Consider the following 22223-nt stretch of genomic DNA (forward strand, 5'->3'; position numbering starts at 1 on the left):
ACCGTACAGGACAGTTTCCAGGTTCAAAGAATGATCACTTTGTACGGAGATAGAAAAGTTGTTGAGCGGTTGATCAAGCTAACTGGCAAACTCGACAAGTTTCTTCTGTGATGCAGCATTGCAATCTAATTGTCTGGCTTTTAAGAGTAAGAAAAAGGGAGAATAGGCGATCTTAAGTTCATCAAAACCCTCTCCAAAGGTGAAGATTTTGCCGTTTTTTATCATCGCTTTTTATCCGCACTGAGTGAGCTAAAAATTAACAATGATTGCCTCGTCACTATATCAGGCTTAAATTGTGGATCTGATTTGTTTTTTTAGGTTAAAACTATATAAATTACTTCAGGTCGGAGTTAATACTTCAAGTATCTAATTGTGATGCGCCTAAAATAGTCATCATTTATCAGAAGCCAGCTTATTTCCTGCAATTTTTGCTCACCGTTTGAAGTGAAAGATCGCGCTGCATCAAGTTTGGCACTCGCTCTTGTCTTGAGTCTTTTTCTAACTTGTGTGCTTAACTAGTGATCTTGAGTAGTCAAGGATTCCCTTGAGATGCAAGCTGTACAAAGGTAGCAAAACTCACTTTACTTACCTCAGTAGTATGATTAGATCTAAGTAAGAAGCCGAGTAGTGTAAGATGTAGCTTTCCAGCTTTCCTCTACCAAGATCTGTGCATCAAGATCGGTAAGGTAATTTCTGTCAGATCGGCGATCGCTGAAACCGGAGTTCCTGAGTTTGTAACTACCTTCAAACAATTCAAGGGTGCATGAAGAGTGACCATTATGAGAATCAAGAACCCAGGTAGCCCAGTATGCTCAATCAAGATAAGTCAAGACTGTAGCGGCCAGACTGTGACCCTGATGAAACGAAATAGTAGAGCTAACCTGATTGACTCAAGCGCGATCAGGGTGACGACTCCTGTTGAGCGCTTCTGCAACGTTCAAATTGATGATCTGCCCCTCAACAACCAGGATTGCGGTCAAAATTAGTGCGTATAAACTGTTTCTTAAGTTGAGTTGTACACACGCTCTTTTTGCCCAAGTCTTATCGCTAAATCATTTTTTCGACGTTCTGTGACCGCTCTCTTAAATTTCCTTGAATAAACAAATGGCGACTATTCTAGTAATCGAAGACGAGGACATCATCCTTGATAATCTACTAGAGATTTTAGAGTTAGAAGGCTTTCAGTCGATCGGGGCAGAACACGGAGCCGCTGGGATTGCCAAAGCCAAAGCCTATCGACCCGATATCATTCTCTGCGATATTAGAATGCCCGAACTCGACGGTTATGGTGTCCTTGAAGGTCTACGCCAAGACCCTGACACGGCGACGATTCCGGTGATTTTTCTCAGCGCTAAGGGCGATCGTTCTGACGTTCGTCGCGGCATGAATTTAGGAGCCGATGACTATTTGACGAAGCCTTGCGCCATCGCTGACTTGCTAGAAGCTATTCAGTCACGCCTTAAAAAAAAAGCAGTCCTCTTACAGACTTATAGCCAGTCGTCGCACTCATTTTTGCAGTCGATCGCGCATACTGACTCGTTGACCAATTTGCCCAGTCGCTTTCTGCTTCACCAGCATCTTCAACGGGCGATGGAGCAGTCAAATCAGGAGCAGTCAAATCAGGAGCAGTCGATCGCGGTGCTCTGTGTCAATGTCAATCGGTTTAGAACCATCAATGCTACTTATGGTCATGGAATTGGCGACGAGTTGCTGCAAACGATCGGTCAGCGGCTCCAAAAAACTGTCCAATCAGCCAGTCTCATTGCTCGCATGGGTGCCGATGAGTTTGGGGTAGTTTTGACAAGCGTCCTTGATCAGCAAGCGGTTGCGGATGTTGCACAACTGATTTTGACGGCAGTGACAAGCCTCTATTCTCTCAAGGGACACGAGATCAGGGTGCAGGTCAGCATTGGGGTTGCCTTACATTCTCGACATGCCAAAAGTTCGGAAGAGTTGGTCTTGAGGGCAGAAACGGCGAGGCGCTGGTGTCAAAAGCAGGGACAGAGCAGCTATATGTTTTATAACCTGACGATGGATGCGGTGGAGGCCGAGCGGCGATTAATTGAGTCTGACCTGGGTAAAGCGCTTGAGCAGTCAGAGTTTCAGCTTTATTATCAGCCACAGGTCAACCTGATGACGGGTCAGATTGTGGGCGTGGAGTCGCTGATTCGCTGGTGTCACCCTCAGCGGGGAATGATTCCGCCGAATGCGTTTATTCCGGTTGCCGAAGAGATGGGGTTGATTATTCCGATCGGCGAGTGGGTGTTAAGAACGGCCTGTCTACAAGCGCAACAGTGGCAGCAGATGAGTCTTCAACCGCTTCAGGTCTCGGTTAATTTGTCGATGCGTCAGTTTCAGCAGGCGGATCTGGCGCAACGGGTGGCGCAAATTTTGCAAGAAACGGGGCTTGCTCCTGAGTTATTGGTCTTGGAACTGACCGAAACTTGTCTGATGAAGGATGTGAATTCGACGATCAAAACGCTGCGATCGCTCAAGAAGATTGGCGTAGAAATCTCGATCGACGATTTTGGAACGGGCTACTCATCGCTCAATTATCTCAATCATTTACCGATCGATACGCTCAAGATGGATCAGACGTTTGTGCGGGAGGCAACGGTCAACCGAGGGGCGGCGGCAATCTCGACCGCAATTATGGCGATGGCTCAAAGCCTGAAGCTAGAAGTGATTGCAGAAGGGGTCGAAACGCATAAGCAACTGCTCTTTTTGCGGGAGATTGGCTGTCAGGCTATGCAGGGGTTTCTCTACAGTCCGCCGCTCCCTGCGGATGAGTTGCAGCCGTTGTTGAGAACCGATCGACGCTTACAGATGATCAGCGCTTGCTCTAAAGGTTGATGACAGCGGGGTGGATCACTGCTCGACACTTGCTGGAATAGAAATGGGTATTGCAGATAACAGGGATGATCTGTGAGAAGCGTTCATCTTTTCGCCCCCTAAATCCCCTAATCTGAGGGACTTTGAAGGTTTGATTTCCCTCTGCACTGAGGACAATTCATTCTGTAATTCAGCAACACGCGATGTGCAACTAACTTGCCCTCATCCCAACCCTTCTCCCCAGGGAGAAGGACTTTCAAAGCTTGTCCGATTCCCTCTCCTTGGGGAGAGGGCTAGGGTGAGGGCAGGTTATCTTCAAGCGTTTAGGAAAAGTTGCACATCGCGTAGCAACGTCTAGAAATGACATTAAAAACTTTGAGGTGAGGTGAGATCGATCGTCACGGATTAGAAAACAAATTTTTGACTCATCAACCGATCCGGAGAGCTTCACCCGTTCCTCAACCTACGCTTAAATACGGAACTTTTGTATAAAGTAGCCAAGAAGAAGCTCAGCACTTAAAGCTAGCTTAAAGTCGTCTTAATAAATTCATAGAATGCTGAAATTGTAGTGATTTATACGCTCAAAATGTTGCGATCGAACGCTCGGTTTCTACTGACTCATGGCTTGCTGCTTCTGATGATGGCAGCGCTGCCGACTGCCGCTAAAGCAGGGGTATTAGTCAATAGCTTGACCATTCCTGGAGAATCCACTGACAAAAATCCTGGAAATGGTGCAAATGTCAATCGTCTCGGTTTTTTCTCAGACCTTTACTACGATCGCCACGAAGATGTCTACTATAGTTTGGCGGATCGGGGGCCGGGTGGCGGAACGATCGCCTACAACACACGGGTACAAAAGCTGTCTCTAAATGTAAATGCTCAAACGGGTGAGGTTGGAGGCTTTAAGCTGCTCGACACCATTCTGTTTACCAAAGAAGGTCAAAACTTTAATGGGTTGAACCCTAAAGTCTTGAATGGTGACTCAGCCAAATTGGGTCTGAGCTTTGACCCAGAAGGCTTTGTGGTGGCTCCAAACGGCAACTTTTATGTGTCTGATGAGTATGGGCCATCGATTAACGAATTTACGCCAAAAGGGGTGTTTGTGCGATCGCTGACCACGCCTGACAATCTGATTCCTAGAGAAGGAAAAACGCCCAACTTTTTTGACGGTCGCCCAACGATCACCACAGGTCGCCAAGACAATCGGGGCTTTGAAGGAGCGACGCTCAGTCCTGATGGCTCAAAGCTGTATGCGATGCTGCAAGATCCTTTGGTGAATGAAGGCGATCCGGATGGTCGCCGAGGACGCAACATTCGCATTGTGGAATTTGACACCCAAACTGGAAAAAGCACGGCTCAATATCTCTATCAGCTAGAAGACCGCGCCGACATCAACGATCGCATTCCGGGCACAGCAGAAGACTTTGTCCCCAACGCTCAGGGACGCAACATCGGCATCAGTGCGATCACGGCGATCAATGACAAAGAGTTTTTGGTCTTAGAACGAGACAATCGTGGCATTGGCGTAGAAGATGCGAAAGGCACAACTCCGGTGGGCAGCAAGCGCGTGTTTAAAATCAGTCTGGCAGGCGCGACCAACGTGCAAGCTGTCAGCCTCGCAGGAACCAATGCACTTCCCAAGGGTGTGACTCCAGTTACCAAGTCTCTGTTTTTGGATATCGCCGGATTGCTCAAAACCGCAAACATGAGAATTCCTGAAAAGATGGAAGGACTGGCGATCGGCCCCAAACTCAAAGATGGTTCCTATGCAGTTTTGGTGGGCACCGACAACGACTTTAGCGTCACCCAAAATAGTAGCGGTGTTCAATCTGATGTTTGCACTGGGGGCACTCAAGTTGCGCTGGATGCGGGCTGTCCGACTGGAGAAACGCTAATTCCAACCTTTCTGTACTCCTTTAAGGTGAGCGGTGACGACCTCAAAGGATTTGTCCCCCCGTCAAAAGTCCCCGAACCGACGACGGCGGGAAGCCTAGTGCTGCTCGGCTTAAGTGGATGGCTGCTTAAAAAGAGAGGCGGGCGATCGGGGGTTTAATACTTCGTCAAGCCAGGGGTGAGGGGTTGCCTTTGGCACGCTTCGCGAGGGGGATGAGGGATGAACAAATCCTGATGCTTTTTTCGTCCCTTGACTTTGAGACGACGGGCTTTAAACAACCTGTGCCGAGTCACGAACCCAATTTCAATGAGATCCCCAATCTCTTTTCAGAAAGCGGGGATCTTTGTTTTTACCCTGATTCAATATTTGGATTCAAAATTGGGCAGACGGCTAACCTCTGGGATCTTTGAGCCAAGTGACGAGAATCGTTCCAACTTCTCCCTTCATGGGCACCAGACTGATGAAAATAGTCGTGCTGCCTTTCTTGAGTTGGTAAAGATCACCACCCCCAAAGGCTCCCAGTTTAGTCACCCCTTCTGTGAAGATGGTATTCAATTCTGCTGCCAGAAAGGTGTTGTAAAAAGCATCTGGAGCTTGACCTGCTGAAAACTTTAGGCGATCGATGCCTTTTCTAGGCACTGCTGGTATTCCATTCTGAGCCTCTTCCTCGGTTGGAATCTGACCGAAAAAGAACTGCGGTTGCTCAAACTGGTCTACGGTGGGAATGTCTCCCTCCACGTTGTCTCGCCCCGGCGGAAAGACTGAACCAATCATCTCGACAAACTCTTCGGGAGGCACCACAGCCCCTTTGAGGGTAGAGAGATCCTGAATGCGCTCAGGAGCCAGCACGACGACCGTAATACTACCATCTGGAAGCAAGCTGAGAAAGAGCGTCTGTTCGCCTTTGGAAACCTGAAAATACTTTGCGCCGCCTTCGTCTCCGGCTGGCTGAACGTTAAAGCCTTTTTTCTTGGGTTCAGATTGATAAAAGTTGGCGACAGCATCCAATGTGCCAGTGGCGATTCGGCAATTTTCGCCCAGTCCTTTGGCAAAGCAGTCAGGTGTAGACGGCTGAAAATGAGGAAAATCGGCGAAGGGATTGGTGACGTTTTCGTTTCTGCTGGCATTTGTCCCTTGCGCGGCAGGAGGAGTCGGCGTTTCTGTCGCTGGTGTAAGTTGTGGCAGCGTTTTTAAGACGGTGGGGCTGGTTGAGGGACGGTTAATTTTGGGCGTGGAGGGCCGGGTCGCTTTGGGAACCGTGACTCTGGGGGTGAGTTTGGTCTGAGCGCCTGCTTTGGTTGTGGGCAGTTGGGTGATTTTGACGGGAGCCTCTTTGTCTTCGGGCGGCTTTTTCTGCTCTTCAGGAAACGGGACAAACAAAAACAGGGCGTGCAGCCCCAAAGCGGCAAACAGCATCGGGCGAAATAGCGTCTGCAATGGAGGCAGAGAGGGTAGAGGAAGAGATTTGATCATGAGCCGTTTTGCGGGGGTCTGCTTGGGAGGGATGAGGGAGGAAAGGTTGAGAAGTGGGCAACAGAACAATGTGAGCCTTGAAGACTCAGGATTGCTTGTTTACGGTAGTCAAAAACTTGTGGTCGATCGCTGCCCTATTAACGATAGAGGATCTGTTGGCGATCCGGTTAGTCGTGGGTCATATTAGCATTGAATTTTTTCTATCTTCAGTAGATCAACTAGATTCCTCAGTCGATTTACTGATTTATCCTAAGTCGTTGAATTAGCAGTTACTTAGGGTAGCAACTCTCGATAACTACAACAAAACTTACAGCAATGTTGGTCTGATCAGTCAGCGTGATAAAACCTTTGTCAGTTTGCATTGATCAATATACAACCTTGGACAGAGTTGTAGCGACCTCAAATTCATCAAGATTCTATGCTGTAATGCGTTTCAGATTGTATTTAATCTTCCGTTCGCTAGAATTTAACTAAAGATTAAATAGAAATTAACCATTCATTATTCTTTCGTTTGTTTTGGCTTAACTACTTAAGTTGTAGGGTTGTCAGTGTGACTTCAGTATTAATTCGGTCTTTGTTGAGGACGAGGCACAATGTCATTTTCTACAACTGCTCTGCGTCGTGCTGTTACTGCCTCAGTGGTGACTGCTGCGATCGCATTTAGTCCCGTTTTGACCGCAATTGCTCAAGCGGTGACGCTCAATGGAGCGGGGGCAACTTTTCCGGCTTTACTCTATGACCGTTATCGCGCCGAGTTTCAGAAAAAAACAGGCATTTCAGTAAACTATCAAGCGGTCGGTAGTGGGGCTGGAATTCGTCAAACGATCGCGGGTGTGGTTGACTTTGGCGGCAGTGATGCAGCGATGACGGATGCGGACATCGCAAAAGTCAGTCGTGGGGTCATTCTCGTGCCGACCGCTGGGGGTGCAGTCGCGGCGGTTTACAATCTTCCAGGTGTTTCCAATCTCAAGTTGTCTCGATCGGTGCTTCCCGACATTTTTGCAGGACGCATTACTCGCTGGAATGATGCCAAAATTGCGGCTGACAATCCGGGTGTCAATCTACCGAATTCTGAAATCAAGACGGTCGTTCGCGCCGACGGGAGTGGAACGACCTTTATCTTCACCAACCACCTGAGCGCCATTAGCCCCTACTTTAAGGGCAGAGTTGGCGTAGGGACGGCTCCCAAATGGACAAACAATCCTCTTAAAGGGCGCGGAAATCCTGGGGTCGCCGCGCTGGTATCCAAGACGCAAGGGTCGATTGGCTATGTCGAGTACTCTTATGCGAAACAGAACAATCTGGCGATCGCAATGGTGCAAAACAAGAAGAACGAATTCGTGATGCCTTCTCTAGAGGAGACCAACAAAGCGATGGCTACCATCACCTTTCCCGATAACTTCCGTGTGTTTGAGGGCGATCCGTCCGAAGGGTATCCGATCACGGGGTTGACCTGGATGATGGTCTATCGGCAATATGACAGCAAAGAGAAAGCGGATGCTATCAAGAAGTGGATTGATTGGGTTCTCACCGATGGGCAAAACATCAACGGCGATCCCAAGCTTGAGTTTGCTCGCATTCCGCAGGCTGTTGCCGATCGCGCTCGTCAAAAAGTTCAGAGTGAAGTGAAACCGTAGGAAAAAGTTTTGAGTTTTGGGTTGAAGCGTTTCTGACGGGCTGCTTTCTCGTTCAGCTTGTAGAATCCGAAGCCCAAAGCTCAAGATTTTGCCGATTCAACGTTTGTGATGTGAGGAATTTAATACAATGTCTAGACTTTTCTGGAGTTTGCTGGGGATCGCTCCAGTTTCTCTGTGTTTTAGCGCGATCGCCGCAGTTGCGGCCGTCCCGGAAGCTCCTGTTCAACCAGAAGTTTCAACGACCCAATTGGCACAGGCAACCCCTTCAGTCAGTCAAGTGCTGAATCAGGTTGATGCGAATGCGCCCCTGGCTCAAGTCACGTCTGTCTCACAGCTTTCGGATGTGCGTCCTACCGATTGGGCGTTTCAAGCGTTGCAGTCTCTAGTTGAGCGCTATGGCTGTATTGCAGGCTATCCTGACAAGACCTATCGCGGCAATCGGGCCCTGACTCGCTACGAATTTGCGGCTGGGGTGAATGCGTGTCTCGATCGCGTCAACGAACTAATCGCAGCATCGACGGCTGATTTGGTCAAAAAAGAAGATCTCGCCACCCTGCAAAAACTGCAAGAAGAATTTGCGGCTGAGTTGGCGACGATTCGCGGGATGGTCGATTCGCTCGAAGCCCGCACCACGACGCTCGAAAAGCAGCAATTCTCAACCACCACCAAACTCGCTGGAGAAGTTATTTTCTCCGTAAGCCAGGCTTTTGGCGATGAACGAGCCATCAACTCAGATGTGCAGCGCGTCATTGATTTTCCAGGCACCTCGGCAGCCGCTCGAAACACAGCGATCACGAATGCGATCGGGGCGGGTGCTGCTAGAAATGTCCAAGACAATACCATCCTTGCAACTCGCGTTCGTCTCGCACTGGATTCTAGCTTTACGGGACGCGATCGCCTGAGAACTCGTCTGCAAGCCAGAAACATCACTTCTTTTAGTGGGGCAGTGACCAACACCAATATGACCCGCCTGGGCTATGACGGCTCTAACGAAAACACCGTTGAATTAAACCGTTTGGAATATCGCTTTCCCCTCGGCGACTTAACGACTGTTTTCGTCGGAACAGGCACCAACGATGGTTTGGAGTTCAACGATTCAGTTCCAACATTAAGTCCTGTAGAATCGAGCGGTTCTGGAGCGATTTCTCGATTTGGGCGCTACAACCCGATTTTTAGAGCCTCTACAGGAACGGGGGTCATCATCAACCAGAAGTTTGGCCCAGAATTTACGGTAGGAAACAAACTCACCTTATCACTGGGCTATCTGGCTCCCACAGGGGACGCACAAGATCCGACGGTCGATCGTGGCTTGTTTAACGGCAGTCATGCAGCCCTGGCACAGCTTGTGTTTCAACCAACTCCCAACATTGGGCTGGGGGTCACTTACGTCAACGCCTACTACAGCACTGGAGCGGGCATTACGGGCAGTACAGGCAGCGGATTTGCCAACAACCCGTTTAATAGCTCACAACAAACCGACGCTTCGACCACGGCGACCGCAGCCCAGAGATTAACCAACGTTCCGACGACGACCAACGCGGTTGGACTACAGGGCAGCATTCGCTTAAGCTCTAAATTCATTGTTTCGGGCTGGGCAGGTGTTACGGATGCCAAAGCAGAACGGCGCGTCATTGGGGGCGGATCAGCGATCGATCCCTTTGTCCGTCGGGGAGACAAAGCCACTATTTGGAACTGGGCCGTCACGCTGGCGTTCCCTGATTTGCTCAAGGAAGGCAACCTGGGCGGCATTGTCTTTGGGATGCCTCCAAAAGTGACCGACAACGATTACGGATTAAACAATCGCACCGCGACCAGCGTCCGTCGAGAAGATAGCGACACGTCATATCACCTGGAAGCGTTTTATCGCTATCGGCTGAATGACAACATCGCGATCACACCCGGCTTGTTGGTGATTTTTAACCCAGAACACAACAGCGCCAATGACACGATCTACGTGGGTACGTTGAGAACGACGTTTACCTTCTAATCCACGGGCGGGAGAAGGTGAAATCAGGACTGTTTTAAGCGCCTGCAACCCACTTTCTCCCCTGTCCTTTATTGAGGTTGAATGACTCATGACTGTTGACCCCGTTGAATTGAGCGATCGCTCCACTCCCAGCCTGCTTACCAGCGAACAAGACACGTCCTGGTTAGATCAAGGATTTGCGCGTATCGTTCAAGGAATCGCCCTGGCGACGGTGGCGATTTTGTTTTGGATGGGGTGGGTGATTTTTGTTGAAGCAAAACCTGCCATTCAAGCGTTTGGATTAGGATTTTTGACGCGCCAAGAATGGGATGTGAACGAGCTTCAATTTGGGGCTATCACCTATATTTACGGAACGCTGATCAGTTCGGTGATCGCCCTTCTCATTGCCATCCCCGTCGGGCTTGCAGTGGCTCTGATCACGAGTGAAAACTTTTTGCCGCCGTGGGTACGATCGCCCCTCAGTTTCTTGATTGAGCTAATCGCGTCGATTCCCAGTGTGATTGTGGGCTTTTGGGGTATTTTGGTTTTGATTCCATTCCTCAAGCCATTTCAATTATGGTTATATCAGCAGCTCAGTTGGGTGCCTTTGTTTAGCACTGAAACCTTTGGGCCGAGTGTATTTGTGGCGGGTGTGATTTTATCGGTGATGATTTTACCCACGATCGCTGCGATTAGTCGAGAAGTTCTGCTATCCATTCCTCGCGATTTGAGAACGGCATCAATGGCACTGGGCGCAACTCGTTGGGAAACCATCTTTTCGGTACTACTTCCGTCGAGTGCTTCAGGAATCATTGGAGCGATCATGTTAGCGTTAGGTCGAGCATTAGGCGAAACGATGGCCGTAACGATGGTAATTGGCAACTCTGATCAGTTGAGTGTGTCACTATTCGACTCAGGCAATACCATTCCTGCCATTCTCGCCAACCAATTCCCTGAAGCATTAGAGCAAATTCACATCGGATCGTTAATGTATCTGGCTCTCATTCTATTCGCTCTAACATTGCTCGTAAATATTGGGGCCGTCTTTTTAGTGCAAGTCTTCAGCTTCAAAAACAACTAGATTGATTACTAAATTTACTACTAAAAATACGCTGATCATTTCCTCCCTCCTCCCTCCTCCCTATTTCAATGGATCAAGAACTGACCAAACCCCTACCCGCTACCCGGACTCTCTTCACCTATGGGATGACCGCGATCGCTTTCCTGCTCACCGGGCTGGCACTGCTTCCCCTGCTGTCGATTTTGTTTGAAATTCTTAGCAAAGGCTTGCCTCATCTCAAGTGGGAGACTTTTACAGCCCTGCCTGCTCCTGTTGGCGTTGAGGGGCCCAATGGCTTTGGAAATGCGATTTTGGGAACGATGCTCATGGTGAGTCTTGCGGCTCTGATTAGCGTTCCGATCGGCGTATCGACTGCGGTGTATCTATCTGAATTTGGGAAGCAAAGCTCGATCGCTCGGACGATTCGTTTTGTTGTATCAATTTTGAGTGCTGTGCCGTCGATCGTCGTAGGAGTTTTTGCATACGGTGTAATTGTTGTAACGACGAAATCTTTTTCTGCATTCGCAGGCAGTTTTGCGTTGTCGATCATTATGTTGCCGATTATCGTTTTAGCAACTGAGGAAGCATTGAAGCTCGTTCCGGTTCCCCAACGGCTTGCGTCTGCTGCTCTGGGTGCAAACTCGATGCAAACTACATTCCGAATTGTATTAGCGTCCGCATTACCAGGGATTACGACTGGCATTCTGTTAGCGATCGCTCGTGCCGCAGGTGAGACGGCTCCTTTACTATTAACCGCTCTCTTTAGCCAGGGCTGGATCGAAGGACTGAGCGGGCCGATCGCGTCCCTTCCAGTCTTGATTTACAACTACGCCAACTCCGCCGCCAACGAACAATATCAGTTAGCCTGGAGCGCCTCTGTCATTTTATTGGGAATGGTTTTGATCACCAACATTTTGTCACGCCTGATTACCCACAAAAGCTCACCTTCTCGTTAAGTTATGCAACCTAGACTCGATCGCTCCCTCACTTCCAATAAAGACAGTTCACTCGCGCTTTGTGTGCAAAATTTGAGCTTTTATTACGGCGATCGCAAAGCAGTAGAAGGCGTTTCGATGGACATTTATTCCAGTCAGGTGACTGCGATTATTGGCCCGTCTGGCTGTGGCAAATCGACTTTTATCAAAGCGCTCAATCGAATTGGTGAACTAGAAGGCAACGTGCGGGTTGAGGGACAGGTCAAATTTTTTGGGCAAGACATCTACAGTCGGCGCGTGAACCTCAATCGACTGCGGCAACAGATCGGCATGGTGTTTCAAAAGCCCAATCCCTTTCCGATGAGCATTTACGACAATGTGGCTTACGGGGTGCGGGTGTTTAGCCGTCCGTCGCGATCGACCCTGGATGAAATCGTCGAAACTGCGCTGCGAGGAGCAGCCCTCTGGGATGAGGTCAAAGATAACTTGGGCAAATCGGCTCTGGGCTTATCCGGTGGTCAACAACAGCGACTTTGTATCGCTCGATCGCTCTCCGTCAAACCCAAAATTCTGTTAATGGACGAGCCTTGTTCTGCGCTAGACCCGATCGCCACCATGAAGATCGAAGAACTGATCCACCAACTTAGAGAAGAGTTGACGATCGTCATTGTCACTCACAACATGCAGCAAGCTTCTCGCGTCTCCGACTACACTGCCTTCTTTAGCACCGACGAAAGTCGCATCGGTCAGCTAGTCGAAATGGGCACCACCACCGACATCTTCACCGCCGCCACTAATTCTCGAACTCGCGATTATGTCGAAGGGCGATTTGGTTAATGTGACGTGAATTCGATGAAGTCGCTCGCTGCGGTTGGCCGTTCGGGAAAGCAAGCTAAATTCTCTAAGAGTGAGGGACTCTGAACTCTAATGTTAAAGTCCCCTAAAATTGGCAGCTTGAGGGGTAGAAGCGCTGAACACCAAAGCGAAAAGCTTGGTCGAATTCACGTTTGGGTAGATGAATTTATTCGGATTACTCGATCGCTAGAGAGACTCGATCGCCGCCCACATCTCGCAGCACGCCCAGGGTTTTCACGACTTTTTCGTAAGGAAGGGCTTTGTCTGCCTTGAGCACGATGCTGCCTTTGGGATTCTTTTGAAAGTAAGTCACAACTTGTTGAGCGACTTGAGCTTCATTCACATTAGCAGTGTCGATGAGGACTCGTCCCTGTCGATCCAAACCAATCACCAGAGGATCTTGAGGTCTTTCTTTATTCGTTCCTTTGTCTGTAGTCGGTAGTGATGCGTCTACTGCCTGAAAGTTGGTCAGAGACATGGAGACGAGAATGAAGAAAGTGAGAATCGTCATGATCACATCCATCATCGGAACCAGATTCACTTCTGGCATTTGTGATCCTTGTTTTTGGTGTTTAAATTTCATGTCTGGTAGCGTTGTTCAGAATGGAATCAAGACGGTTTCTAACTGCAAACGGATAGGTCTAAAGTTTTCATATGAGCGGGGTCTGAGGGATATGTCTCATCGCCCAACAAGGCCAGCAAGGAAGCCAGTCCTACAAGAGTTTCCAGCAGTTAAACCGTTCGCTCCAGGGCACAGGCGATCGTGGCGATCGACAGCACTCCCAACGGCACCATGACCGGCCCACCTTTACTGACCATATCGAACAAATTGGACATAATTTAAGGATGCTCTCTACCGAGTAATCTTAGATACGGAACTTCGATAGGCACACCCCTACTACAATAGCGGAAGTTCTCTCTAAGACTGGTTAAGGGTAGGTAAGGGCGATCGTAAGCCTACGTTAAGCTCTGATTTTTGCTCGACATCAATGGCTAGAACAACGCTTCCAAAGGAACAGTTCTTTCTAAAATTCTGCAAGTACGGATGTCAACTATCTGAGCTGCCGAACCCTATTCTAATCGTCACTCGGTTACGGGTCTTCTTAAAGATTTCACCTGACTGCGCTTGACCTTGCTCTCAAGGCGTTTTTTCTGAGAACTGCGCGTGGGCTTGGTGGGTTTGCGTCTGCGAGGAATGATCGTCACCGATTTGATCAAGTCCCTCAGTCTTTTTAAGGCTTCTTCTCGATTTTGCTCCTGGCTGCGATGCTCTTGAGCTTTGATCACGACCACGCCTTCCTGGGTGATGCGCTGATCTTTGAGGTCTAAAAGGGCAGACTTGAGGCGATCGGGCAGCGACGAAGCTCCAATGTCAAATCTTAGATGAATAGCACTCGCTACTTTGTTGACATTTTGCCCTCCTGCCCCCTGAGAGCGGATCGCCGTCATTTCGATCTCACTTTCAGGGATGGTGATGTGTTGGGTAATTTGCAACATGCCCGGAGGGTTGGATTAACTTTAGCGATTGAATCGACGTTGTTTTTGTTTAGCCAGAGCTTTACGCTTGCGTTTTTCGATCGGAGTCTCAAAGTGACGGTGCTTCCGCATGTCGGGGAAAATGCCCGCCTTAGAGACTTCGCGCTTAAAGCGACGCAATACGGAATCAATTCTTTCGTCTTCGCCTGGAATGACTTGGGTCATAGAAATCTCCGAGTGAGTGAACTGTAGGGGTGATCAAAGTGAAGCGGACTGCAAACATCCGCCCCTAGACAAACTAAGACGGCCTAATGTCTAATTCTAATAGCGACGCGGCGATCGATTGCCACCCCCCGCAGGCCCCCGATCTTCGCGAGGCTTGGCTTTGTTCACTTTCAGGTCGCGCCCCATCCATTCTGCTCCGTCGAGGGCGGTAATAGCAGCTTCTTCTTCGGCATCACTGTTCATTTCGACGAACGCAAAGCCCCGCATCCGTCCAGTTTCGCGGTCAGTAGGGAGTTGCACTCGCTTGACCGTTCCATATTCAGCAAAGATCTCAGTCAGGTCTTCTTGTTTGACCTCGTAAGAGAGATTGCCGACGTAAATTGACATGAGAAAGTCTCCAAAAATCAAAAGCGGGTGAACTTCTCTTCGGAGAGACGCGCACCAACGCACGACACAGCCGAGTCGAATTTTCTCACGCTAACATGCATAAGCTGAAAATACGATAGAATTCGCAGATTTCTTTACTAGAAGATTTGGAACCACTCGCTAATTAAACATTTTTTCACTCGTCTTAATTCAAGTGTACTATGAATGAAACTAATTTTTGACCGTTTGCACGCCCATTATTTAGGCCATTTTTAGGCAAGTATGGCTAATCTACTCTTGATTGAAAGTCCTGGCAAATCTAAAAAACTCAGCCAAATTTTAGGCGCAGGTTGGACGGTGAAAGCCAGTTTGGGGCATGTGCGCGAGTTAGCAAATGATGGTGAAGATTCTCTAGGATTTGATTTGATGGGCGATCGCGTCCAGTGTCGCTATGAACCGAGGGGCGATCGCGCTAAAAAGGTTCTGGCAGACTTGCGGCAAGCGGTCAAACAGGCGGATGTGGTTTATATCGCCACTGATCCTGATCGCGAAGGGGAAACGATCGGCTGGCATTTGCAGCAAGAACTGCGGCTCAAAAATCCTCGGCGGGTGGTCTACAGCGAAATTACCCCGGCGGTGGTGAAGAAAGCGATCGCCGCTCCTCGATCGTTGGATCAAGCCTTGATTGATGCGGGACGCGCTCGTGACTGTCTCGACAAACTGGTGGGCTACAAAGGCAGCAAGCATGTCGTCTGGAAGCTCAACAATGGGGCAAAGTCGATGGGACGGGTTCAAAGTGCCACGCTGCATCTGTTGTGTCAGCGAGAGCAAGAAATTTTAGCCTTTAGGCCACAGGACTATTGGAGTGTATGGGTGGACTATGCCGAAGGGTTCAAAGCTTTTTATCGACGCAGTTTGAATCCGACGAAAAAAGCAGCCCCCTCCCCCGACGATGCCGCAGAGGGCAAAGAAGCACCCGAATCCGATCGCGTCACGTCTCAAGCCGAAGCCGATCGACTGGTGGCGATCGCGCAGTCTTCTCTCCATCAGGTGGTGCAGATTGAGCGCAAAAACACGACCCAATCTCCGCCGCCAGCCTTCATTACGTCTACGTTGCAGCAAGCGGCGGGGGCTAAGTTAAAGCTGAGTCCAGATGCCACGATGAAGATCGCTCAGTCGCTTTATGAAGGCGGACATATTACCTACATGCGGACGGATTCGGTGATGTTGTCTGAGCAGTTTCGTCTCGCAGTGCGGCAGTTTCTCGAAAAGCACGATCGCGACAATCTACCCACGCGATCGACGCAGCACCGCTCTAGTCAGACGGCTCAAGAAGCGCATGAGGCAATCCGGCCGACGGCGGTCGATCGCACGCCTGCACAACTTAATCTTTCTGGAGAAGCTGCCAAACTCTATGACCTGATCTGGAATCGGGCGGTTGCGTCTCAATGTGCCCCGGCTCAAATCGCCAAAACTCGTGTGGTTACCCAGTCCGGTGAGGCTTATTGGGAAGCGAGGGGGCAGATTCTCACATTTGCGGGCTACACCTGCTATTGGAATAATCTCAGCAGCGATTTGGAGTTGCCCAACCTTCAACAAAATCAGCCTTTGGCGCTCAAGCAGGCTGGCTCCGAGCAGAAACAAACTCAGCCACCGCCGCGCTACACCGAACCCAAGCTCGTCCAACTAATGGAACGCAAAGGCATCGGCCGCCCCAGTACCTATGCGCCAACGGTGAAGACGCTCAAAGATCGAGAATACGTTCAAGTCGTGAAAGCTAAATTGCAGCCGACGGCTTTGGGCATGGAATTAGATGCATTTTTGGTGAAAGCTTTACCGGATTTAATTCAACCTGAATTTACGGCTCAGATGGAGTCTGTTCTTGATCAAATTGCTGCCGGAAAACAAGACTGGCAACGCTACTTGACTGACTGGCATCGCACCTATTTTGAACCTGCTTTAACTCAAGCGAAATTATTTATTCAAACGAGCTTTCAGAGTTCGCATCCTTCGACATTTGGCGGCTACAGTGCAGAGGGAAGCAGCCCATCTAAAAAGTCACCGTCTGCAAAATCTTCGACGGTCAAATCTTCCAAATCTTCTGCAACGATCGCTAAATCTTCTAGTAAATCTTCGACTAAATCGACGACCGCTCACTCTGATAAAACACCCAGCAAAACGTCTAGTAAGCCTAAATCTTCAGTTAAATCTTCGACAAAGCCAGCGACTTCTAAAGCTAATTCATCTTACAAACCACGATCGCCTGACTCAATCGCTGACTCTCTCACAGATGCGCCCTGTCCGGTTTGTGGAGCCTTGTTAGAGCGATATATCTACACCAAAGACGATCAAGAAAAGACGATGTTGAGATGTACGATCGCCGAAAATCGTCGCGGCAAATGTAAAGAGGTAGCGTTTTTTGACTCTCGTGGTCGGTTTTGGTCACCCAAGTTTGGAGAGTTAAATGTTGAGTTGATTTAATGTCAATTTGATGAAGTTCTTTCACTTCGTTGCTTAGAGCTTTTGCCCCCCAAGCTGCCAATCTGAGGGACTTTTGAAAAGATAATAATTTAACGTGAATTCGATAGAGTTTTTTCGCTTCGGTATTTAACGCTTCTGCCCCCCAACCCCCCAAATCTGGGGGACTTTCGGACAGGATTTCTTGCTCAAAGTCCCCCAAACTTGGGGGATTTAGGGGGCTGCCTGGAGTGATCGCCACAGCGAGGGATTTCATCGAATTCACGTTAATTTAGAGTAAAGGCTTGAAGAATTTGAGACGATCGCTATCTTCTTTCAGGCAATTCAAACACGATTTCAAAGCGCTCATTGGGAAACAATCGTCGATAAACTTTCAGGAATTCTTCAGCATCCGATCGTTTTTTGTAGCGATCCAAAATAATCCACTGAGGCGAAACAAACCGCACGATGGCCCACGGCTTTAGCCGCTCTCCATAAGTCATAATAATGAAGTCTCCTTTGAATCGAAGGAAGTACAGCCAGCGCGGGAACTGTCCAGGTCGAAGCGTTGGCTTTTGAATTACAAAATAGATTACTACATTTCTCGATAAAATGTGAGATATAAAGTGCGTTTTGATAGTTATTGTCTGTAGCTTTGTAACTTGCACTCCCAGAACATTGAGCAGTGAGGCAAGAAAAAGCGACAGATATAAAAGAGCGTTTCGGAAAAGCGATACGGCAGCGCAGACGAGCACTTGATCTCTCTCAAGAGCAGTTAGCCGAACGTGCAGGGCTTCACCGTACTTATATTTCCAGTGTTGAGAGAGGGACTCAGAACCCTTCATTAGAAAACATTGAGAAATTTGCGGAGGCGCTGGAGATTTCGATCGCCGATCTCTTCACAAAATACGGCATCGAGATCAAAGACCAGTAGACACCAACTACTTCCTCCCTCCTCCCTCCTTCATTCCCAAAACTCTCTTTTACAGGGTGACGCAGAGCGGTAAAATGAATTGCCGAACGTTCTCCCCTAAACACACTCATGATCTCCAGTAATGATTTTCGACCTGGCGTTAGCATCGAGCTAGACGGTTCTGTCTGGCGGGTCGTTGAATTTTTGCACGTCAAGCCAGGCAAGGGATCTGCCTTTGTTCGCACCAAGCTAAAAAACGCGCAATCAGGCAGCGTCGTCGAGCGCACCTTCCGGGCTGGGGAGACTGTGCCGCAAGCCAATCTGGAAAAAAGCACCATGCAGCACACCTACAAAGAAGGTGATCAATATATCTTCATGGACATGGAAACCTATGAGGAAGGACAACTCAGTGCCGCCCAGATTGGCGATCGCGTCAAATATCTCAAAGAAGGCATGGAAGTCAACGTCGTCAAATGGGGCGAACAGGTTCTAGAAGTCGAACTGCCCAACTCCGTCACCCTCGAAGTTACCCAGGCTGATCCCGGCGTAAAAGGCGACACCGCCACAGGTGGAACCAAACCCGCGATCGTCGAAACAGGCGCTCAGGTCATGGTGCCCCTCTTTATCTCAGTTGGCGAAAAAATCAAAATCGACACCCGCAACGATACTTACCTGGGTCGCGAACAAAGCTAAAAGTTTGAGTTTTGAGTTTTGAACGGCGCTCAGAGAATCTACCAATCTTCTCATTTCAGCCCACCCAGGTCTTCTCACTCAAAGCTCACCTCAGCACAACCGGAACTCAAAACTCAAAACTCTTTTAAAACTGGAGCGATAGAAACTGTGCCACTGGACTTAAACGAACTCCGCGAATTGTTGACGGCTCTCAATCAAACCGATATCGCAGAGTTGACGTTGAAGAGTGATGATTTTGAGTTGACCGTGCGGCGAGGAATGCGAAGTGACACCGGACTGCCCCAGACGAGTGTGAGCGCGGTGACCGCTGGCTTGCCCACTTCGGCGATTTCTCCAAGTTACCAGGAAACCGCTCCCCTTCCCATGCCCGAAGTTCCTGCGGCTAGTCCGATTTCCAGCCCTTCGGCTCCCCCTCCTAGCGGCGATCGCCGCTTTGTCGAAATTCTCTCTCCGATGGTGGGCACCTTTTATCGCTCTCCGGGTCCCGATGAGCCGGCGTTTGTCGAAGCAGGTGATCGCATTCGATCGGGTCAAACGGTCTGTATCATCGAAGCCATGAAGCTGATGAACGAGATCGAAGCAGAAGTGTCAGGCGAAATTGTCGAAATTTTGGTACAAAACGCTTCCTCTGTGGAGTACGGACAGCCCTTGATGCGAATCAATCCCACGTAGATTCGATAGAATTCGCTGCAAATTTTTCACCTAAAAAAGCTCCTAAATTCCCCACAAGTGATTTGTGCTGTCTTTATAAAGACAAGGCTATACACTCTCACAAAACTTTATTCTGTAAAATTACGGTTTGTGTATTGTGGAAAACACGGGTGGCTCTGTGAAGTTTCCAAGAAGCCTGTGTTAGCGAATCGATAACTCTATTGCTATAGAGAAGTCATCTGGCTAAAATCTGGGGATCACATTCATCCTGTCGTCGCATTGACATGAAAACAGCAAAGCCTGTCCCCCAGGAAGTCGTCCAACAAGTTGCTGATTACTTTAGTGTTTTGGGAGAGCCGATGCGTCTCCGCATTTTGAATCTGCTGCGAGATGGTGAAAAGTGCGTTCAAGATCTCGTAGAAGCCACGGACACGAGTCAGGCAAATGTGTCTAAACACTTAAAGGTGATGCTTCAGGCTGGCATTCTCACACGTCGCACCAAAGGCACCCTGGCTTACTACTGTGTGGAGGATGAGTTAATTTTTGAGCTTTGTAATCTGGTCTGCGATCGCCTTGCCAGCCGCATTGAGCAACAAGCCAGACACTTTCGCGATTTCACCCTGGCCAGCAAGCGATGAGAGAAGGCACCTGAGTTCTAAGGATCGTGAATCAATCTGGCGAATGCTGTTAGCTTCACAAATGCCTTCGGCAACGTGGCTATCAAAACAAAACCCGCAATCGCGGGCTAAATGGCTAATTTAACGTGAATTCGATGAGAGTTTTTTCGCTTCGTTGTTCACGGCTTCTGCCCCCCAAGCTGCCAATTTTAGGGGACTTTCAGAGAGGAATTCTGGTTCAAAGTCCCTCACTCGTGGGGGATTTAGGGGGCGTTCCTGGATCTAAAAGCGAAGCGAAGCGTTCCTCAAACTGACGTTAATTTAATTCACGACCCTAAATTTGGAACTCTACTTCTCTGCTTTCTCAAATCCCTGACGGGTCATCGGCTGATCGAGCATCAATCCTTCGCCGCCCAGCGTTTCGAGTGGTTTGCCCTCAACTGAGAGAAAAACGGGCGCATTAGGGTCGGCACTGGTCGCAGTATAGAGAATCTGAGCTACTCGACCCATCATTGCAGCGCTGCCGCCACCCGCTGTAAAGGATTGAGACAAATCGACGTGGATGCCATCTGGTTTGACCTTGAGACTGCGAAGCTGCGTCCCTGGAGGAATCACCGAGGTGAGCGTTTTGTCAGGAGTTTGGGTGAGGAGGGTTTCGATCGCCACCGTTAAAGTCGCTTCAGTCCGATCGTCGGATTTGAGCTGGATGGGGACTGGGGTCGGTTTCAGTTCGCCCTCAGCATCTTTGAGGTAATAGATCTCAGCCGTTTTTTGCTTAGGGACGGGAGCCACTTTGGGCTGAGGCTTTTGGGTTTGTTGAATTGGGGCAGGCGGCGGGGCGGGTTGGCTAGATGGAGACGGTTGAGACTGCTCGATCGGCGCTTCTGCCGTTTTCTCGACTGCGGAATGCCACGCCAAAAATGCGGCTGCGCTGCCTCCGGTCACCACTAGCGCCGATAGACCTGCGATGACTCCAACGGGAATGCGGCGATTGGGCTGTTGATCTTGCATATGAGAAATCTCCTAGAGGTGGGCTTTGACAAAGGATCGTCAAGGTGAGTATGCGGAGAAGCGTGTGACTCAATACAATCGTAGCGGTCTGAATTTCGGAAGTTTTAGAAAAACGTTACTTTTTGGGATCAGGTCTGACCTGCACAAACGCGGCCAATTGTAGCTGAGTCGGAGTTATCTGCAATTTTAGAACTCGTGTCGTAATTTGGGACTTTTCTAGCTGACGAAGATCAAAACGATCGAACACACGTGCGATCGCGCCCACAATTTGTTTGGGAGCAGGCTGGCCGTTGACCAGAAGGGTGAGATTCTCCAGTCGTAGCGATCGCCCTGAAATAATCTGCGGTTCGGCTTCGACGACGATCGCCAGCTTTTCGGGGTAGCCTTGCTCTTGAAGTTCAACCTGTAGACGAATGCGCTGATTGGGCAAAAAAGTGACTTGTGGATTGACCAGATCGTAGCGTTCGGCTTGTTGGGCTTCGCTGCGTCTCAAAAATCGGATGCCCAAATTACGAAGTCGCGCAGTCACCGTGGGCGATCGCAGTGCGCGATTAATATCGTCTGACTTGAGAACGAGCCGCACCCCTGCCTGAATCGGTTCTGCTAACTTGAATCGTCTGCCTCTGCGCTGAAGGGCGATCGGGTCGGTTTCTAACTCTAATGCTTCAATCCGAACTTCTTTGACTGGAAAAAGTCCTCGTCCGGCGACTCGAATGCGATCGACTTTTCCATTCAAAATCTGATAGCTTGGGGCATTGTCCACCCGAACTTTTAGCTGCTCAACTGAGACAAACTGAGAGCGGATAGTCTTTTCAGCGAGGCGATCGACGATCAAACCAGTCGGAGACACCAATCCAATCAAACTGGATAAAACGATCGTCAAAAATTCCATTACGGCTCAAACGCGGGAATCATCTCTGCATCTCAAATTCGGTATTTCTGCTTTTATTTGTTGTTTTTGCTGATTATAAAGTCGAACTGAACTTAGCCCAGTGGTGATGGTGGTGAGACATAATAGATTCTTAACTCGTACAGCGTCTATCTTAATGCTTGGGGCTGGTTTTCTCTTGATTACCTTGGGAAAATATTTGAGGTATCAATCTCCTCTCTTCAATCAGTGGACAGGTAGCATTCAGAGCCAGTTTGATGACGTACCTGGAGC

General features: G+C 49.2%; 20 protein-coding genes. 12 read left to right on the forward strand and 8 right to left on the reverse strand.

Translation table 11 applies throughout. The features are described from left to right. Nucleotides 1-1104 precede the first annotated feature (1104 nt). The gene (locus ACKFKF_RS05510) at nt 1105-2853 is read left to right on the forward strand and encodes a putative bifunctional diguanylate cyclase/phosphodiesterase (RefSeq protein WP_446866756.1); all 1749 of its coding nucleotides are present in this window, start codon (nt 1105-1107) and stop codon (nt 2851-2853) included. A 547-nt stretch (nt 2854-3400) separates the two neighbouring features. Next, a complete protein-coding gene (locus ACKFKF_RS05515) occupies nt 3401-4885 on the forward strand; it encodes an esterase-like activity of phytase family protein (RefSeq protein WP_446866758.1) in 1485 nt (494 codons plus the stop codon). 231 nt (nt 4886-5116) lie between these two features. Here the strand turns inward: ACKFKF_RS05515 and ACKFKF_RS05520 are convergent, their stop codons facing one another. Further along, nucleotides 5117-6199, reverse strand: a complete 1083-nt coding sequence (locus ACKFKF_RS05520; RefSeq protein WP_446866759.1) for a hypothetical protein — start codon at nt 6197-6199, stop codon at nt 5117-5119. A gap of 593 nt (nt 6200-6792) precedes the next feature. Between ACKFKF_RS05520 and pstS the strand changes: the two genes are divergently transcribed. From pstS to pstB, 5 genes are all read left to right on the forward strand, one after another. Further along, entirely contained in the window at nt 6793-7836 is a 1044-nt protein-coding gene (gene pstS / locus ACKFKF_RS05525) for a phosphate ABC transporter substrate-binding protein PstS (RefSeq protein ID WP_446866760.1), read from the forward strand. Nucleotides 7837-7963: 127 nt separating this feature from the next. Then, nucleotides 7964-9823 (forward strand): iron uptake porin, encoded by a 1860-nt coding sequence (locus tag ACKFKF_RS05530; RefSeq protein WP_446866761.1) that lies wholly within the window; start codon nt 7964-7966, stop codon nt 9821-9823. A gap of 88 nt (nt 9824-9911) precedes the next feature. Continuing rightward, on the forward strand, nt 9912-10883 hold the full coding sequence (gene pstC / locus ACKFKF_RS05535; protein ID WP_446866762.1) for a phosphate ABC transporter permease subunit PstC: 972 nt from the start codon (nt 9912-9914) through the stop codon (nt 10881-10883). A gap of 68 nt (nt 10884-10951) precedes the next feature. Then, entirely contained in the window at nt 10952-11818 is an 867-nt protein-coding gene (pstA, locus tag ACKFKF_RS05540) for a phosphate ABC transporter permease PstA (RefSeq protein WP_446866763.1), read from the forward strand. Between the two features lie 3 nt (nt 11819-11821). Next, nucleotides 11822-12634, forward strand: a complete 813-nt coding sequence (gene pstB, locus ACKFKF_RS05545; protein WP_446866764.1) for a phosphate ABC transporter ATP-binding protein PstB — start codon at nt 11822-11824, stop codon at nt 12632-12634. Between the two features lie 193 nt (nt 12635-12827). Here pstB and ACKFKF_RS05550 read toward each other — a convergent pair whose 3' ends face one another. From ACKFKF_RS05550 to ACKFKF_RS05565, 4 genes are all read right to left on the reverse strand, one after another. Further along, nucleotides 12828-13235 (reverse strand): ExbD/TolR family protein, encoded by a 408-nt coding sequence (locus ACKFKF_RS05550; protein ID WP_446857293.1) that lies wholly within the window; start codon nt 13233-13235, stop codon nt 12828-12830. A 500-nt stretch (nt 13236-13735) separates the two neighbouring features. Further along, nucleotides 13736-14149, reverse strand: a complete 414-nt coding sequence (gene arfB, locus ACKFKF_RS05555) for an alternative ribosome rescue aminoacyl-tRNA hydrolase ArfB (RefSeq protein WP_446866765.1) — start codon at nt 14147-14149, stop codon at nt 13736-13738. A 21-nt stretch (nt 14150-14170) separates the two neighbouring features. Beyond that, nucleotides 14171-14353 (reverse strand): 30S ribosomal protein S21, encoded by a 183-nt coding sequence (gene rpsU / locus ACKFKF_RS05560; RefSeq protein WP_446857291.1) that lies wholly within the window; start codon nt 14351-14353, stop codon nt 14171-14173. A 96-nt stretch (nt 14354-14449) separates the two neighbouring features. Beyond that, nucleotides 14450-14740: an RNA recognition motif domain-containing protein gene (locus ACKFKF_RS05565; RefSeq protein ID WP_446857290.1), complete on the reverse strand. Its 291-nt coding sequence runs from the start codon at nt 14738-14740 to the stop codon at nt 14450-14452. Nucleotides 14741-15001: 261 nt separating this feature from the next. Between ACKFKF_RS05565 and topA the strand changes: the two genes are divergently transcribed. Next, a complete protein-coding gene (gene topA, locus ACKFKF_RS05570; RefSeq protein ID WP_446866766.1) occupies nt 15002-17200 on the forward strand; it encodes a type I DNA topoisomerase in 2199 nt (732 codons plus the stop codon). A gap of 302 nt (nt 17201-17502) precedes the next feature. Here topA and ACKFKF_RS05575 read toward each other — a convergent pair whose 3' ends face one another. Next, nucleotides 17503-17679: a hypothetical protein gene (locus ACKFKF_RS05575; protein WP_446866767.1), complete on the reverse strand. Its 177-nt coding sequence runs from the start codon at nt 17677-17679 to the stop codon at nt 17503-17505. A 182-nt stretch (nt 17680-17861) separates the two neighbouring features. Between ACKFKF_RS05575 and ACKFKF_RS05580 the strand changes: the two genes are divergently transcribed. The 4 genes from ACKFKF_RS05580 to ACKFKF_RS05595 all read left to right on the forward strand — a co-directional run bounded on the left by ACKFKF_RS05580 (nt 17862) and on the right by ACKFKF_RS05595 (nt 20071). Continuing rightward, entirely contained in the window at nt 17862-18110 is a 249-nt protein-coding gene (locus ACKFKF_RS05580) for a helix-turn-helix domain-containing protein (RefSeq protein WP_446866768.1), read from the forward strand. Nucleotides 18111-18218: 108 nt separating this feature from the next. Further along, complete coding sequence (gene efp, locus ACKFKF_RS05585) at nt 18219-18782, forward strand: elongation factor P (protein ID WP_446857286.1); 564 nt, start codon at nt 18219-18221, stop codon at nt 18780-18782. A gap of 147 nt (nt 18783-18929) precedes the next feature. Further along, nucleotides 18930-19454 carry an acetyl-CoA carboxylase biotin carboxyl carrier protein gene (gene accB, locus ACKFKF_RS05590; RefSeq protein WP_446866769.1) on the forward strand — a complete coding sequence of 175 codons (525 nt, stop codon included), beginning with the start codon at nt 18930-18932 and terminating at the stop codon, nt 19452-19454. A gap of 263 nt (nt 19455-19717) precedes the next feature. Next, nucleotides 19718-20071 carry an ArsR/SmtB family transcription factor gene (locus tag ACKFKF_RS05595; protein ID WP_446857284.1) on the forward strand — a complete coding sequence of 118 codons (354 nt, stop codon included), beginning with the start codon at nt 19718-19720 and terminating at the stop codon, nt 20069-20071. A 327-nt stretch (nt 20072-20398) separates the two neighbouring features. Here the strand turns inward: ACKFKF_RS05595 and ACKFKF_RS05600 are convergent, their stop codons facing one another. Beyond that, the gene (locus tag ACKFKF_RS05600; protein ID WP_446866770.1) at nt 20399-21061 is read right to left on the reverse strand and encodes a GerMN domain-containing protein; all 663 of its coding nucleotides are present in this window, start codon (nt 21059-21061) and stop codon (nt 20399-20401) included. Nucleotides 21062-21176: 115 nt separating this feature from the next. Then, complete coding sequence (locus ACKFKF_RS05605; protein ID WP_446866771.1) at nt 21177-21953, reverse strand: LmeA family phospholipid-binding protein; 777 nt, start codon at nt 21951-21953, stop codon at nt 21177-21179. Between the last annotated feature and the right edge of the window lie 270 nt (nt 21954-22223).

Source organism: Phormidesmis sp. 146-12 (assembly GCF_052939495.1).

Bases quoted from the DNA above. Each gene is read 5' to 3' on its own strand.
- ACKFKF_RS05510 (WP_446866756.1), top strand. From the start codon at position 1,105: ATGGCGACTATTCTAGTAATCGAAGACGAGGACATCATCCTTGATAAT.
- ACKFKF_RS05520 (WP_446866759.1), bottom strand. From the start codon at position 6,199: ATGATCAAATCTCTTCCTCTACCCTCTCTGCCTCCATTGCAGACGCTA.
- pstS (WP_446866760.1), top strand. From the start codon at position 6,793: ATGTCATTTTCTACAACTGCTCTGCGTCGTGCTGTTACTGCCTCAGTG.
- ACKFKF_RS05530 (WP_446866761.1), top strand. From the start codon at position 7,964: ATGTCTAGACTTTTCTGGAGTTTGCTGGGGATCGCTCCAGTTTCTCTG.
- pstC (WP_446866762.1), top strand. From the start codon at position 9,912: ATGACTGTTGACCCCGTTGAATTGAGCGATCGCTCCACTCCCAGCCTG.
- pstA (WP_446866763.1), top strand. From the start codon at position 10,952: ATGGATCAAGAACTGACCAAACCCCTACCCGCTACCCGGACTCTCTTC.
- pstB (WP_446866764.1), top strand. From the start codon at position 11,822: ATGCAACCTAGACTCGATCGCTCCCTCACTTCCAATAAAGACAGTTCA.
- ACKFKF_RS05550 (WP_446857293.1), bottom strand. From the start codon at position 13,235: ATGAAATTTAAACACCAAAAACAAGGATCACAAATGCCAGAAGTGAAT.
- arfB (WP_446866765.1), bottom strand. From the start codon at position 14,149: ATGTTGCAAATTACCCAACACATCACCATCCCTGAAAGTGAGATCGAA.
- rpsU (WP_446857291.1), bottom strand. From the start codon at position 14,353: ATGACCCAAGTCATTCCAGGCGAAGACGAAAGAATTGATTCCGTATTG.
- ACKFKF_RS05565 (WP_446857290.1), bottom strand. From the start codon at position 14,740: ATGTCAATTTACGTCGGCAATCTCTCTTACGAGGTCAAACAAGAAGAC.
- topA (WP_446866766.1), top strand. From the start codon at position 15,002: ATGGCTAATCTACTCTTGATTGAAAGTCCTGGCAAATCTAAAAAACTC.
- ACKFKF_RS05575 (WP_446866767.1), bottom strand. From the start codon at position 17,679: ATGACTTATGGAGAGCGGCTAAAGCCGTGGGCCATCGTGCGGTTTGTT.
- efp (WP_446857286.1), top strand. From the start codon at position 18,219: ATGATCTCCAGTAATGATTTTCGACCTGGCGTTAGCATCGAGCTAGAC.
- ACKFKF_RS05595 (WP_446857284.1), top strand. From the start codon at position 19,718: ATGAAAACAGCAAAGCCTGTCCCCCAGGAAGTCGTCCAACAAGTTGCT.
- ACKFKF_RS05600 (WP_446866770.1), bottom strand. From the start codon at position 21,061: ATGCAAGATCAACAGCCCAATCGCCGCATTCCCGTTGGAGTCATCGCA.
- ACKFKF_RS05605 (WP_446866771.1), bottom strand. From the start codon at position 21,953: ATGGAATTTTTGACGATCGTTTTATCCAGTTTGATTGGATTGGTGTCT.